This window comes from Geitlerinema calcuttense NRMC-F 0142, assembly GCF_030285425.1.
Window position 1 is genome coordinate 13,477 of sequence record NZ_JASVEJ010000029.1, and the last position, 14,335, is coordinate 27,811.

General features: G+C 48.3%; 14 protein-coding genes and 2 pseudogenes. 5 read left to right on the forward strand and 11 right to left on the reverse strand.

All coding sequences use genetic code 11. The features are described from left to right. Positions 1 to 94: 94 nt before the first annotated feature. A complete protein-coding gene (locus QQ055_RS07635; RefSeq protein WP_069969574.1) occupies positions 95 to 430 on the reverse strand; it encodes a hypothetical protein in 336 nt (111 codons plus the stop codon). A 627-nt stretch (positions 431 to 1,057) separates the two neighbouring features. Here QQ055_RS07635 and QQ055_RS07640 point away from each other — a divergent pair. Together QQ055_RS07640 and QQ055_RS07645 are read left to right on the forward strand one after the other, a co-directional pair. Further along, entirely contained in the window at positions 1,058 to 1,441 is a 384-nt protein-coding gene (locus tag QQ055_RS07640) for an alr0857 family protein (RefSeq protein WP_069969575.1), read from the forward strand. A gap of 44 nt (positions 1,442 to 1,485) precedes the next feature. Continuing rightward, positions 1,486 to 2,073, forward strand: a complete 588-nt coding sequence (locus tag QQ055_RS07645; protein ID WP_283357052.1) for a hypothetical protein — start codon at positions 1,486 to 1,488, stop codon at positions 2,071 to 2,073. A 29-nt stretch (positions 2,074 to 2,102) separates the two neighbouring features. Here the strand turns inward: QQ055_RS07645 and QQ055_RS07650 are convergent, their stop codons facing one another. From QQ055_RS07650 to QQ055_RS07680, 7 genes and pseudogenes are all read right to left on the reverse strand, one after another. Next, a complete protein-coding gene (locus tag QQ055_RS07650) occupies positions 2,103 to 2,576 on the reverse strand; it encodes a PIN domain-containing protein (protein WP_283357051.1) in 474 nt (157 codons plus the stop codon). Next, complete coding sequence (locus QQ055_RS07655; RefSeq protein ID WP_069969578.1) at positions 2,573 to 2,836, reverse strand: UPF0175 family protein; 264 nt, start codon at positions 2,834 to 2,836, stop codon at positions 2,573 to 2,575. The genes QQ055_RS07650 and QQ055_RS07655 overlap by 4 nt, the downstream gene beginning before the upstream one ends. Before the next feature lie 213 nt (positions 2,837 to 3,049). Continuing rightward, on the reverse strand, positions 3,050 to 4,789 hold the full coding sequence (locus QQ055_RS07660; RefSeq protein WP_286004499.1) for an abortive infection protein: 1,740 nt from the start codon (positions 4,787 to 4,789) through the stop codon (positions 3,050 to 3,052). A gap of 83 nt (positions 4,790 to 4,872) precedes the next feature. Then, positions 4,873 to 5,688 carry a hypothetical protein gene (locus QQ055_RS07665; protein ID WP_286004500.1) on the reverse strand — a complete coding sequence of 272 codons (816 nt, stop codon included), beginning with the start codon at positions 5,686 to 5,688 and terminating at the stop codon, positions 4,873 to 4,875. Positions 5,689 to 6,046: 358 nt separating this feature from the next. Then, entirely contained in the window at positions 6,047 to 6,355 is a 309-nt protein-coding gene (locus QQ055_RS07670) for an urease subunit beta (RefSeq protein WP_069969580.1), read from the reverse strand. 44 nt (positions 6,356 to 6,399) lie between these two features. Beyond that, positions 6,400 to 6,702: an urease subunit gamma gene (gene ureA, locus QQ055_RS07675; protein WP_069969581.1), complete on the reverse strand. Its 303-nt coding sequence runs from the start codon at positions 6,700 to 6,702 to the stop codon at positions 6,400 to 6,402. A gap of 82 nt (positions 6,703 to 6,784) precedes the next feature. Then, positions 6,785 to 7,629 (reverse strand): annotated as a pseudogene (locus QQ055_RS07680) (urease accessory protein UreD). 173 nt (positions 7,630 to 7,802) lie between these two features. On the opposite strand from QQ055_RS07680, the gene QQ055_RS07690 reads away from it, so the two are divergent. Both QQ055_RS07690 and QQ055_RS10830 read left to right on the forward strand, forming a co-directional pair. Then, positions 7,803 to 10,436, forward strand: a complete 2,634-nt coding sequence (locus tag QQ055_RS07690; protein WP_286004502.1) for an ATP-binding protein — start codon at positions 7,803 to 7,805, stop codon at positions 10,434 to 10,436. A gap of 42 nt (positions 10,437 to 10,478) precedes the next feature. After that, a pseudogene (locus tag QQ055_RS10830) lies at positions 10,479 to 11,095 on the forward strand (glutathione S-transferase family protein). On the opposite strand, the gene rppA reads toward QQ055_RS10830, so the two are convergent. Further along, complete coding sequence (gene rppA, locus QQ055_RS07705; RefSeq protein ID WP_283357045.1) at positions 11,092 to 11,790, reverse strand: two-component system response regulator RppA; 699 nt, start codon at positions 11,788 to 11,790, stop codon at positions 11,092 to 11,094. The pseudogene QQ055_RS10830 and the gene rppA overlap by 4 nt on opposite strands. A 10-nt stretch (positions 11,791 to 11,800) precedes the next feature. After that, complete coding sequence (locus QQ055_RS07710; RefSeq protein ID WP_283357044.1) at positions 11,801 to 12,445, reverse strand: glutathione S-transferase family protein; 645 nt, start codon at positions 12,443 to 12,445, stop codon at positions 11,801 to 11,803. A 120-nt stretch (positions 12,446 to 12,565) separates the two neighbouring features. Between QQ055_RS07710 and hisG the strand changes: the two genes are divergently transcribed. After that, a complete protein-coding gene (gene hisG / locus QQ055_RS07715) occupies positions 12,566 to 13,210 on the forward strand; it encodes an ATP phosphoribosyltransferase (RefSeq protein ID WP_286004505.1) in 645 nt (214 codons plus the stop codon). 31 nt (positions 13,211 to 13,241) lie between these two features. On the opposite strand, the gene QQ055_RS07720 is transcribed toward hisG, so the two are convergent. Beyond that, on the reverse strand, positions 13,242 to 14,282 hold the full coding sequence (locus tag QQ055_RS07720) for a methyltransferase (RefSeq protein WP_286004506.1): 1,041 nt from the start codon (positions 14,280 to 14,282) through the stop codon (positions 13,242 to 13,244). Between the last annotated feature and the right edge of the window lie 53 nt (positions 14,283 to 14,335).

The window sequence follows — 14,335 nt, forward strand, 5'->3', positions numbered from 1 at the left end:
GCTACTCTTCTGGCTGGGGTCTAGCTTGCATAAGCTAGGCCTTTTTATTGGGGAGAGGGGCGATCTTTTTTGCAAGATCGCCCCGATTATAAATTTACCTGCCGAAACTGCCAACACTGAGGGGGACAAGATCGCCGTGGGTTGTAAAGCCTAATAACATGGGTTCGTTGGGTCGAATGACTTCGCCAGTCAGAACGCAGCGTTCCTCCTTGCGCGCGATCGCTTCTACACTGGCGCGAATATCCGAACTGGCAAATTGCGGTCGATAGTCGGCGGACTTCTGCTGGACATAGTTCCACAGAATATCGCGAACCAACGCCTGATACCCTTGATTGCCAGAGAGTTGTTTGAGTTGTTCTTTGAGTTCTCTCTCTAAGCGGATGCTGGTGACTTCCATTTCAGTGGTTGAGGTTCGAGGTAAGGTTCTCATGATTTTTCTCCCGAATAGTGGACAGGGTTGTAATATCAGTGTAGTATTTTAAAAGCGAATTTCAAAGTGTTAATTAAGGAAACCCTCTTCTTGTGAAGTTTTTACAGCCCTTCTCCACTCCAATTCCTACCCTCCCCTCCCTTCGGGGTGGAGAGCGAGGTTATATCGGTGTGGAGTTTTGGTTTAAAGGGAACCTAAACGGGCTACAACAGGAATATATCAATTTAAACTTCAGCTCGATTGCACCTGTCGAGTTACGGCAGTTCAATCGCGCTCATCCGTTCAAATTTGATGCAGGACCTAGGGATAGAAGCAGGAGGTGCAGATTTAACCCTGTACCGTAACCGGATCAAAGAACTTTTAAGGTTTCTTTACAGCCCCTGCTTCTCTCCGCCTCAGAAGTAGGGGCTGTTTTTATCTCCAAAGATCGTACAGTGTTGCGATCGCGGCGGAAAACACGCTTGGGATGATGTAGTTGCTGCTGACTTGAGTTGCAATGCTAAAAAAGCGATCGCACTCCCACTGAGGCAAACAAGCCACTCCGCACCCAACCGCAAGCGCCGATTCATCCAACCGTCTTGGCGCAAACAAACTCAGAACCTGGATTAACAGGAGTTAACCGGAAGCATGTTAAAACTGACCTATACAGAAACCGGATTTTACCTGGAACGTTTAGCGCAACCGTTGGAAGAATGGGTGACGACGCGAGTCTTGGTGGCGTTGCGCGCCGGAACCCGCTTTACGGTAGAACCGAGTACGGCGGCGTTTTTGCTCCCTGCGGATTTACCGCACTTGGCTCAGTTGCAACTCGAAGCCCGTCGCGAAGATGAAGCGATCGCGTTTTCGGTTTGCGATGCCGATTATATTGAAGTTTCTTTGAAAGGAACCTGGCTGACTTGCAATCCTCAAGGGGAAGAAGGCATCTTTGTAGTGGCAATGAGCGATCGCACGGAGTTCTTTTTATCCAAGCTCTGGCAAGATTCTTTAACCTACGCCTCAGCGATTGAATAATTCTCTCTCGCGCATAGTTAAGCCTATGCGCTTTTTAATGGCTTATGAAGACCTTTCGCCTGTTTGCTTTAGTTTTGTGTACGGCTGCGATCGCAACTCCCCTGAGTTGGAAACCTGCACCCGCTCAGGAAGTGCTGCAAATTGCTCAATCCAACTGGAATACTTTTTCCTCACCGAATGGTGGCTTCTCGATCTTAATGCCCGGAACTCCTCAACCTGTCGTGCAACAAACGGTCAATCTTCCAGAAGGACAGGTGACATCCTCCTTGTTTGGCAGCCGTACTGAAGATTCTGCTTATATTGTGGGCTATAGCGATTTACCCGGAGCTGCGATCGCCTCTGCTGCCGATCGGCAATTGCTATTTGATAGCTTTCTTGAAGGCTTTGCTCGCAGCATTAACGGTCAAGTGGTTGGTCAAAATCCGATTCAACTCAATCGCTATGAAGGTCGAGAATTTGAAGTGCAAATGAACGAAGGGATAACCGCTATAGGCAGAGTCTATTTAGTCGAACAACGCCTTTATCAAATGGTGGCTGTGATTCAGCGAGAACAAAACTCACCCCAACGCATCCAAGGTTTTTTCGATTCTTTTCGCCTAGCTACAGATTCAACTGCCCAACCGACTCGGTAAAATTGGGGTAGCTATCGAAAAATTCTGAGTTAGCTGTGCCTATCTAACAGCCTTTGAAATAAGCTATCGGATGCCCAAAAAGATGTGTTTTGAAGGCTTTGGACGATAGCAGGTAGATCGATGAGCTTCTGAGTTGCTGCTCGATCCAGAATTCCGAGGATACCTGTAATACTCAAACCTTTGTCTTTCGCAGCGCGTCGTGCTTTCATGTCATCTAGCAAAACTAAGTCAGCATTGAGTTCTTGGGCTAGAAGAATAGCTGCACGTTCTCCAGGATCGAGCAAATCAACGATCGTATCCGAATCTTGGCTGACAGACTGAATTTTAAGCCAGTCGGGTGGAGTTGCGATCCAAGTTCGGACGAGGCTTGGAGCTTCAGGATCGGATAGTTCGCTATAGACTGCCTGGGGAATGACGATCTGCCGAAACAATTTAGGTAACAAGTCGATCTGCCCAATCAGAATCAGGTAGTTGATTGGGGAGGTGTTGGACACAATAATCATTCTGTGGTCAAAAGATTGTCAATGGCTTTGATATCCTGCTCTAAATCGTCTTCAGTATAGGGTAGAGACGCTTTCTCGCGCTTGAGAAATTCGTAGGTTTCCCAACGAGAAGAAAAGTTAAGTATTCGTCGGACTTCAGCGGCTCCAATATGCCCTTGACGATAGCGATCGGCTGCGATCAGTTCTAGAACTCGGCGGGAAGCATCGACGAGTTCTAGTTGATTGGCTATGTCATCGGGAAGTTCAATCGCGATCTTCACGATCGTTTTCTCCTGCTCATTTTGATACTGAAATTTTCTGTAAGGAAAAATTCAAAGCTGTTCGGCGATTAGTAACAACGCTTTTGAGATTTGTTGTTTGATATATCTCAGACTGGCCCAAATTCGGGAGTAGCAATGGGCAGATAGCAAGTCATCTATCTAGCATCAAATCGCTAAAAAGTCAAGCCTGCGAGACTGCGATTTTTGCTGTTTCTAGAATAACGTACTGGCTGCCCTCGGTTGAATCTCTGGATCGCATCCGCCGACTTGGTTGGTGCGGATAACCCATTGCAGGCTACCGTGTCTTAACAAGATTTTAGAAATATCATCATGGGCGCGACGGGGGAGAATGGTTCGCCAAGAGGTTAGGGCTTTGACCAATACCAGTCCGGGATATTCTAAAGACCCCACCCCGGCTAATTCTTGGGCGCTAGGCTGCCAATCTGAACGTAAAAAGCCAATCGGTCGTAAATGGCGCTCGATGGATTGTCCTAAACTGGCTAATTGTTCAAATCGCCAGCGCTGAGAAGAATAGGGATTTTGGTTTAACCAGTGGCGCATTTCTGGGTTAGAACGAATCTCAGATTCAATGCGTTTAATCGTTAGGTAAAGCGCCTGGTTGGAGTCTTGAACGCAGGAGGTGGCGGGGGTGACAATTGAAGCACCATCGCCGTCTCCCGTACGATAGCGAGCGGTCATGGTTTGCAGTTGGTCGCAAAATTCTTGTAAGGGAGAAAGGATGATTCCGTTAAAGTCGTAGTCTTCTGTAATGGCGGGAAATTTGACGATAATATCTGAAATGGGACGATTACCCAGCCAGCCTCTTTCTAAGTCTCCGGTATAACTTTGCCATTTAACTAATCCGGAAATAATATCATCGGGGTTGTGGCCGTAAACTTGCCAGTAATGGATATCAAAGCGCAATTCATCGGTTAATGGACAGCGAACGACTTTGGCGACGCCGTAGGAGAGATGTCCGGTTGTCACCCAGAGGGCTTTGGGTTCGGCTTTCTTACCGCCAATTCCACCGAACAAATGAATCACAATGCCAGTATCGCCTTCAGTCCATTGGCTTAAGGCGCTTTCGGCGGAATGACCAAAAGGGGCGAGTAAGGTAGTATTAGCGGTTCCTTTTTGGTCGGGAGTATTGCGCCAATTTTCTTGGGTAATATAGTTTAAGCAAGCGGGTAGTCCGGTGTAGGTGCGATCGGGGACTAAGCGCAAGATAGCACGCGGTTCTATGGCTTGGACGGTAAAGAGTCCTTGAGCATTGTAATCTCCATAAATATACCAACCCAGCGAATTTAGCGGCGATTGTTCAATGCCTTGGGGGGTGGAACGTGCAACGCCGCGTGCATCGGGAGGGACTTGGGGAATGCGGACGATTTCTTTGGGGCCGTTAAATTGTTGGTGGGTGGGGTTGTAGTGACAGACCCAATAGCGATCGCTGCCGGGGGTTTCGGGTTGGAGAATTTGGACGAGGGCGTAATAGCGACCCGTAATTTGAATCGGTTCTGAGGCGATCGCTAAGGCGAGTTGCGGTTCGGTTTCAATGCGAGGATCGGTTAATAAAACGGTGACGCTATCCTCGGTTCTTGCACCCGCTAAGGATTCTAAAGGGCTGACTTTTTTCCACTGATTTAAACGGTCGGGATGGCGATTTCCGCGCTGGCGACTCAGTTCAACTTCATGGCTATAGTTAATATCGGTAGTTACTCGCTTCAGGAAGGCTTGAATTTTAGGCGTTTGTATCCATTTGAGACGCACTCTTTTACCGACCCAATCGCAATAGCGAGGGTCGGCGTTGTGAATTTCAATCCAGACGGAGCCATCCGGGTGGCGGCTATTGGCAGATGGCAAGATTAAACGACCCGTCCAAGTGCCAATGGGACGATAAAGAGACTTGGGATTGAGGGAGTCTAAAGCGGGCAATGCCGAAGAGAAATCGCTCATTATTGAGGAGAGAAAGCTAGCTCAATTTTATTGGAGATTGCTCTGGCAGGAGTAGATGTTCCCTGATGGTTTGCTAAGGGGGTTTAGCGGTAAGCTTGAGGACCTGCCCAAATATTATTTACCACTCGTCCAAAGGTCATGGGGCGATCGCCATTTGCCATTAAGGTTTTGCCGGTGGCATCAACGGCGAGTAAGGGCCAATTTTCGTCTCCTAAATGACCCGCCCGAAATAAAACGCGGTTGGGATTATTCTGACTCCATCCTAAAAGGACGGCATGGCTATAGGAGTTGGCTTGCGGGCTTAAGGTATGGGTGCGATCGCCTTGGCTATCCCAAATCACCGCATAGTCGGAGGCGTTGGAGGAACTAAATAAGCCTTCAAATTGACGGGCTAAAATGCGATCGCCGACTTCTGACCAAGCAACGGGCATTAAAATTGCGATCGCTCCTGGCATTTGCGAGGCTTCTGTTGCCGTTAAGGGGTTATTCGCCAGGGGAGAGGCGGCGGTAATCACGCGCAAATCTCCGGTTGCTAAATTCTCTAAGAACATGATGCTATTCACGCGAGAGTTATACAGTTCTGGCTTGACTTGAAGTTGAATGCGACTATACGCCGCATACCGTCCATCCGGAGAAATCAGCGAAGGACTGCGATAATAGCGCACTCCCGTACCTCGCGTATTACTGACTTCAGTGTAGGTCGCCATCACCCAATTCCAAGGAACCGGATAGGGACTATTTAACGGATCGATCTGTTCTGAAGGTTGATTCATGGGAGCATCAGCAGACGGTGCGGGTTCGGCACAAGCAGGTTTGATGACGAGCAACAGGAGAATTGCAATCGTCCCAAAACAGGACGGGTGGCACAACCGAGCAAGAATCAGCAGCAAGTTAGACATGGATCGGTGGGTTGAATGGGGGAAGGGTGTGAGAAGCAACGCCCCAGTCAGGTTAATCCATTTTGATCTTGCAAGTCCGACCGGATAAACCGGATTGCAGTTGCTAAAAGCCGACAAAAATCGCTCAGGCTCCGGAAACGGCGACCTGATAATTCGTTCGCCGATCTTTCCAACAGCCCTTGATTTTTGCCCGTGCTTGCCCTCTGCTCAATCCCAGTTTGTGGAGTCGCGCTTGAGCAAAATGGTCTGAATCCTTTCTTACTTACTATGTATAGCAAGGAGCGCGCGATCGCGCTGCATCTTGCGCCCAAGTTGTTATGAGACTTAACCTTTAGGGGGTCTAAGCCTCTAGTCGTCGTTAGTCTAAGGCACCGTTGATTCTGGCGTTGAAGCCGTAAACCTGGCGGCTGCCGACAAAGGGGACGAGGGTGACGGGTTTTTCGTCTCCGGGTTCAAAACGCACGGCGGTACCGGCGGGAATGTCGAGGCGCATCCCTTTGGTGGCTTCTCGGTCGAAGCTGAGGGCGGCGTTGACCTCAAAGAAGTGAAAGTGGGAACCGACTTGAATCGGGCGATCGCCGGTATTGGCAACGGTTACTGTTAGAATGGGTCGTCCCGCGTTCAGTTCAATTTCACCCGATGCGGGGATAATTTCTCCTGGAATCATCTTAGCTATCTCCTGATTTGGGTCAATCGTTGAAAGGGGTAAAATTAGCGAATCGGGTTATGAACGGTCACTAATTTCGTGCCGTCGGGAAAGGTGGCTTCAACTTGCACTTCAAGTAACATTTCGGGGATGCCTTCCATGACATCGGCTCGCGACAGCAGGGTGGTGCCATAATTCATCAGTTCGGCGACGGTTCTTCCCTCTCTTGCACCTTCGAGAATGGCTGCGGAGATATAGGATACGGCTTCTGGATAGTTTAATTTCAGTCCTTTGTCTTTGCGTCTTTCTGCTAAAAGCGCAGCGGTAAAAATTAGGAGTTTGTCTTTTTCTTGGGGGGTGAGTTGCATGGGGTTTGGCTGGGATTTTTGCTTTTAGTTTATATCAATAATTGGACAAAACGTAGAAAAAAGGCTAAAACTGAAGTTGATGCTAGACTGGCCATAATCTTGACGGTTGGGTATCAAGACCCCAGGTTTGGCGGCGCAAATGACGCCAAATCGTCATAAACCAGCGTTTAGCCTCCGTCGTCGAGCGACCGCGATAGCGACAAATTAGACCGTCAGGCAGAAAAGTCATCCCTACCTGACAAAATTCATGAAAATTCACGATTTCTAATTCCCTCAACGCCTTCATTTCCAACGCATCCAGGCTTTTCCCTAACCAGACTAGCGTTCCGATTACGGGTTGTCCAGCCAAACCGTAGGGACTTTCCAGCAGGGGAGAACCCCCAGTTAGTCCAGAACGGTCTATCCACAAGGGAGTGCCATTTTGCCAAACTTCGAGCTGCGATCGCCATTGACCTTGGCTAAACCGTTCGCCGCGTGCCGTCCGTCCCAAGCGGGTTAAATCCCAACCCAGAAATACAGCACCGGGGGCTAAGTCTACGCGAGTCTGAGTGCGAAAATCAGCCCCATTGAAAAGAATTGTTTCTTGAGGCAACCACTCTAGCACCGCTTGGGAAGCAATGGCGATCGCGATCGCTTGCTGGGCCGTTGACCCTAAGCTGCGATAAATTTTACTCGCGCGACCGTTGTCACCAGCGCATGAGCTTGGGGGGCTAAATCCAGATCGATCTCAAGGCGATCGCCCCCAACCACCCCCCCAGCCGTATGGAGAATAGCGCTATGACAGATGCGATTCCCCTCCGGATAAAAAGGACGCTGAACCTTTAAAGGAGCTTGAGATTGCCCGCAATTGAATTCAGTTTTGCCTCGGTTATCGGTAAAGCCCAGTTGCAAGCGAGCGTGCCAGCCGGAGGAAGGAATGTGAGTCATGGGCAGCTTAAAGGTTAATTCTCAGTAATTTTAGGGAATACTAAGGCAACAGAGGGCCTGACTCGCATTCGATTCAGCGTTCGCCCTGCTAGCCCTAGTCTCAGTGGAACCGCACTCGAAAGAATTCGGGTCAATTTGTCCGTATTGGCATTACAGCAGACTTCACGAACCTCATGCCTAGTCGTCAACCCTCCCCATCTTTTCCCAGCGTTACCGAAGACAACCTGCTAACCCTGCTGTGGGAAACTGCAAGTATCGCTTTGTGCATTACCGACGAGCAAGGCAATTTAGTCAGCGTTAACGCGGCCTATCTCAAGCTGTATGGCGGGTTAGCCAGCGAAGTCCTCGGTCAGCATTTTACAACGGTCTTGTTAGGTGTAGGGGAGTCGCAACAGTCTCAAAGCTACGAGGGGCAAATGCAATGTAAAAATGGAGAAGTTCGCGACCTTCAGGTGACTATCGCCCCATTGCACTCTGAAAAACGTAGCTTGAAGTTAATGACGCTTGTGGATATTACAGAGTGCAAGCGCCTAAAATGCGCCCTGCAACATAGCGAACAGAGATTGGAAAAGCTGGCGGCTCATGTTCCGGGGACGCTTTATCAATTTTGTTTAAGCCGGGAGGGGAAATTTTACTTTCCCTATATCAGCTTGGGAATTGCTGAGATTGCCGAACTCGATGCCGCAACGGTCATCGCTGATGCTCAATCTCTACTCAGCTTAGTTCATCCCGATGACTGGGCAGAATTGGAAGAATCAATCGTTCTTTCGGCTCAAACGCTACACCCTTGGAAGTGGGAAGGTCGATGCATTACCCCATCGGGAAAAGTGAAATGGGTGCAAGGGGCTTCGCGTCCGGAATTGCAAGCCGACGGTAGTATTGTCTGGGATGGTTGGTTAATGGAGATTACCGATCGCAAGCAAACCAATGCGGCGTTGCTAGAGCGATCGCGCCTAGCGACCCTCTGTGCAAAAGTGGGCGCAATTTTGGGGCAAGGGGGAAATTTAGAGACGATTCTGCAAGAATGTACCCGCACTCTGGTGGTTTATTTAAATGCCAAGGGGGTGAAAATTTGGACGTTTTCCTCGCCGACCCAACCTCCACAATTGCAAGCTGCGATCGGCGAATTGGCTGGGGAATGTCCCGCAATTGGATCGGAGGGAATGTTGGCGTCTGAATTTCCGGCATATCCCTTAATTGTGGACGAACGTTTAATTGGAGTTTTAGGGATTGCAGAACAAGAAGGGTTTACGGATGCCGTTCATCATACCTTGTCTTGGATTGCCAATGCGATCGCGGTTGCAATCGACCGTTGGTGGGCGAGAGAAGCCTTACTTTCGCGGCGAGAAGGTTTATTATTTCGGCTAGCCAGCCAAATTCGCAATTCCCTAGACCTCAATACGATTCTCAACACGGCGGTTCAAGAAATTCGCAGCTTATTAAAGATTGACCGCTGTCATTTTTTGTGGTGCTGGCCCGATTTGCGATCGCCCACGCTAACCATTACGCACGAGGCGAGCGACGCTAACTTTCCCTGTTGGTTGGGAGACTATCACCTGCCCAACCTAGAACAGATGGTTGAGAGAATTCAAAACCTAGAAAGTTGGCAAATTGACGACCTATCGGTTTTTAAAAATTGTTCTCCACAAGAAGCCTGCGAAGTCGGGTTGCTTTCCCAAGGAATTACGGCGCAACTCCTATTACCCCTGCAAACCCGTTCCGGGCAACTGGGGGCAATTGCGTGCATTCATTTTAGCGGCCCCAGACCTTGGAGCGATCGCGAAGTCGATTTATTACAAGCCGTTACCAATCAATTAACCTTAGCCATTGAACAAGCGGAATTATATGCTCTCACTCGTACAGATGCCCTCCGCGCCCAAGCCCAAGCTCAGGAACTCAAACAAGCACTCCACAAACTCCAACAAACTCAAGCCCAACTGGTTCAAACTGAAAAGATGTCAAGTTTGGGACAAATGGTAGCGGGTATCGCCCATGAAATTAACAATCCGGTCAACTTCATTAATGGCAATCTCTTACATGCCAGTAACTATATTGAAGACCTGAGTGAATTGTTAACCCTCTATATGCAAGCCTATCCCAATCCCGCCTCAGAAATTACTGTTAAAGCCCAATCGATTGACTTAGAATTCATTCAAGAAGACCTTCCCCGGATTTTAGATTCTATGCGCGTTGGTGCAGAACGGATTAGTCAAATTGTTCTCTCCTTACGGAAATTCTCCCGGTTAGACGAAGCCGAAAGAAAGCACGTAAACCTCAACGAAGGCATTGACAACACCTTATCTATTTTACAACATCGACTAACATCTAAAACCAGTCCGTTTGCCATTCAAGTGATTAAAAAATATAGCGACTTACCCGCCGTTGAATGCTATGCCGGTCAACTCAATCAAGTCTTCATGAACATTCTCAGCAATGCCATTGATGCGCTAGAAGAAGCCTATCGCCAAGACTACTTTAGATCCGATACCACACCGACCATTTGGATTTATACCCAACCCATCAGCAGCCATCCTAATCCTGATATTGAAATGCCCCTCGATACCGTCCTGATTCGGATTGCTGATAATGGCATTGGCATTCCAGACTCGATTAAAAAGCGTTTATTCGATCCCTTTTTTACCACCAAATCAGTTGGTAAAGGCACCGGACTAGGCTTATCCATTAGCTATCAAGTTGTTGTTGAAAGACATGGCGGTAGCTTAGAATGTTTTTCGGAACCGGGTCAAGGCGCTGAGTTTTTTATTAAAATTCCAATTTCTCCTATCCCCGTTCTGCCTTTAGAGTAGGTGCTAACCCAAGAAGGAATTCTGTCCAATCAGTTTCAAAAGATGCTTAAACTTTATGATTTCCTGCCTTCCGGGAACGGCTATAAAGTCCGTTTATTACTGACTCAACTGCAAATTCCATTTCAGCGCATCGAGATTAATATTCTCAACCAGGAAAGCCGCACCCCAGAGTTCCTGCAAAAAAATCCCAACGGTCGCGTTCCCCTCATTGAATTAGAGTCTGGGGAATACCTCGCCGAATCGAATGCCATGTTAGTGTATTTCAGCGAAGGGACGCCCTTTTATCCGCGCGATCGCCTGCTGCAAGCTAAAGTATTACAGTGGATGTTTTTGAGCAATATAGCCACGAACCCTACATCGCCACCGTCCGGTTTTGGATAACCGAACTCAAGAAAGCCCAAGAATATCACGCAGAAATCCTCAAACGTCGTCCATCGGGTTATGCTGCCCTGGGAGTGATGGAACAGCATCTCGCCCAAAACACCTACTTTGTCGATAACCGCTATACCATCGCCGATATTGCCCTATTTGCCTATACCCACGTTGCTGAAGAAGGCGGTTATGACCTTTCAGGCTTCCCAGCCATTCGCAACTGGATAGAGCGCATTCAAGCCCAACCTCACCATATCCCGATTACCGATCCTTGTACAGGCAGTTAATCCACCTCCACCAGGATGCCAAATCGATATCCCTTACCGTAAACCGTATGAATTAAAGGCACCTCTCCCGATGCCTCAATTTTGCGACGGAGTAGGCGAATTTGGGCGGCTAACACATTACTGCTAGGTTTCTCGCTATCCGACCAAACCGACGCATGAATTTGGCGGTGAGTAAGTAACTGTCCTGGATGGCGCATGAAATATTCTAGTAACTGAGTTTCCTTCTCTGAAAGTTCAATTGCCCGCCCTTGACGATACGCTAACTGATTTTCACAGTCTAACTCTAGATCGTCAACCTGCAAGCGAGGGGCGCTGACTGTTTCGCTGCGCGACACCTCGCGACGCAATAGCGCCCTTACCCTGGCTAGTAACTCCCGCAATTCAAACGGCTTCACCAAATAATCATCCGCCCCTGCATCCAATCCTGCCACCCGGTCATCAATCGTATCTTTCGCCGTCAGGAAAAGCACGGGCGTCGCAATCTTGTGTTGGCGCAATTCTTGGCACAACTCTAACCCCGACTGTTGCGGCAACATCCAATCGAGAATTAACAATTCATACGCCTGATGCTCGATTAATTCTCCCGCCGCCGCCCCATCATAGGCAATATCTACCTCATACCCTTCGCGTTCTAAAACGCGGCTTAATGAATGGGTCAGTTCAACTTCATCATCCACTAACAGAATTCGGGCCATAGGAGCAAATTTAAAGAGACTTGGGAGTTTTACATTCAGCTTGGGCTTCATACAACCACTCTTGCATCGCGGGTAGCGACCAAAGAGTGCGGATGTATTCTTGGCAGCAATCGTCTAGAACTACATCATAAGTGACAAAGCGGGAAATAACGGGAGCAAACATCGCATCTGCAATCGAAAAAGAACCAAACAAAAACACCCCCTCTTGTCCATAGGTTTGACGACAGTTTCGCCAAAGGTTGCTGATGCGGTCAATATCCGCCTGTACCTTTAAAGTCCGTCCCGTACCTGGAAGCCTTGCACAACAGTTCATCGGCATGTTGCGTCGAAGTTCAGCAAACCCAGAGTGCATTTCACAACTCACTGCACGGGCAACTGCGCGGGATGGGGTGTCCTGGGGCCAAAGCTGAGGGGCGTAGCGTTCTGCAATATATTCGCAAATCGCTAAAGATTCCCAAATCGTTAAATCCCCATCTTGCAAAACAGGGACTTTTCCTGTGGGAGAGTAGCGCAAAATCTCAGTATGGGTCGTTGGGGTATCGAGAGGAATGCAAATTTCTTGGAATTCAACGCCAGCCTGTTTTAAGGCTAACCAAGGTCGCAGCGACCACGAAGAATAGTTTTTACTGCCGATAATTAAGGCTAGGTTGCTCATGCGGCACCGAATATGCTTTCCAAACTTCTAGCCTAGTGTAGGAGATTTCCTCTTTTTCTCGGTTAATTGTTCCCGCATTCGGTGATAATCAAGGTCTGCACGTTTGTTTTTGTAGATGCCATGATTACCGTTGCACTGCCCAAGGGCGCACTTCTCAAAGACAGCATTCAAACTTTTCAAGCCCTTGGCTTAGATTTTAGTGCTTTTCTCGATTCTTCTAATCGCCAGTTGCAAATTATGGACCCGACGCAAACGGCGAAAGCCCTCCTCGTTCGCGCCCAAGATGTGCCTGTTTATGTTGAATACGGTCAAGCGCAATTGGGGGTGGTGGGTTACGATGTGCTGCGAGAGAAGAAACCGGCTGTTGCAAATTTGGCTGATTTACGCTACGGAAAATGCCGAATGTCAGTGGCGGTAAAAGCAGCAAGTCCCTATCGGTCGGCTTTGGAATTGTCTCCCCACTGTCGGGTTGCGTCTAAGTTTGTGTATTGCGCCCGCGAGTATTTTCATAGCATTGATTTACCTGTGGAAATTATCCCGCTTTATGGTTCGGTTGAGTTAGGGCCGATTACAGGGATGTCGGAAGCTATTGTTGATTTGGTGTCAACGGGTCGGACGTTAAAGGACAATGGCTTGATTGAGATTGAAGTTTTATTTGAAAGCACGGCGCGTTTAATTGCTCATCCCCTCAGCTATCGCTTAAATTCTGGTGGGATGAATGAATGGATTGAAAAAATTCGCGCTTCTCTTTTAGCGCCTATGTAAGGGGAATGTTGGGTCAAGCGACCCAACCTACTCAGAAATTGGCGGGTTGGGCTTCCATAATGCTGACGGGGCCTGATGTTTTCAGTCGATTCGTGATTTGAAAGCCTGCGGAGGAAAGTAAGTTTTCAAACTCATCTTCTGTCCGCATACAATGACCGCCGAGTAGGAGGAGGCTAAGGCTACCCATTCCCAGAAAGGGAGACGTTTGTCCGGGAGATAGCATGAAGTCAACAATGACTAATCTATCTTTGGGGGACATGGCTTGATGGCAGTTTTTGAGAATTTCTAGGGCTTGAGGGTCTTCCCAGTTGAGGAGAACGCGGGAGAGTAAATAAAGGTCGCCACCGGATGGAATGGTTTGGAAAAAGTCGCCTCCGATGATTTGGCATCTTTGGGCAACTCCGGCTTCTGTTAAGACTGCGGGGGCACCTTGTACTACGTCTTCTCGGTCAAATAAAATAGCCTGCATTTGAGGGTTGGCGTTGAGGATAATTGCGATTAAACTTCCTGTCCCGCCACCCACATCGACTAAGGTTTTTAAGCCTGAAAAGTCGTAGGTTTCTAGAATGGGAAATAACCATTCTCTAGTGGTTTCTTGCATCCATTCATTGAAGCGATTTGCCGTTTCTGGATTTTGCTGCAAATAAGTATATAAGCTGGAATTGAAGGTTTTTGTAAAGGCAATTTCTTCGGTTTGAATGCCTTCTAATAAATGTCCCCAAAGCGGATACAATATCGCACCCATCGAGAGGACGGTTCCGCGTAAAGAGTGGGGTGTTCCCGCTAGGAGATGTTGGCTTAAGGCGTTGAGTTGAAAGGTGTTATCTTGATTTTCTGTGAAGATACCAACGCTGACGAGAAGGTGCAGTAGGGGTTCAAGGCGTTGGCGAGGGATGTCTAGCTTTTGAGCCACTTCCTCGCTCGATTGAGATCCATTTTGCAACAGGTCAGGAATTCCGAGTTGAGTCGCGACATAGATGGCTTGAGAAATTTGAAAGCCATACATCATTTCTAGCAGTGTTGCAGCAGATTGTAATTTTGCTAGGTCAGTTTTTTGAGAAGAGAAGGTCATAGATATGGCGCTTTTTGATTGGATAATATCCAGCAAGATTCCCTTTAGTCGGG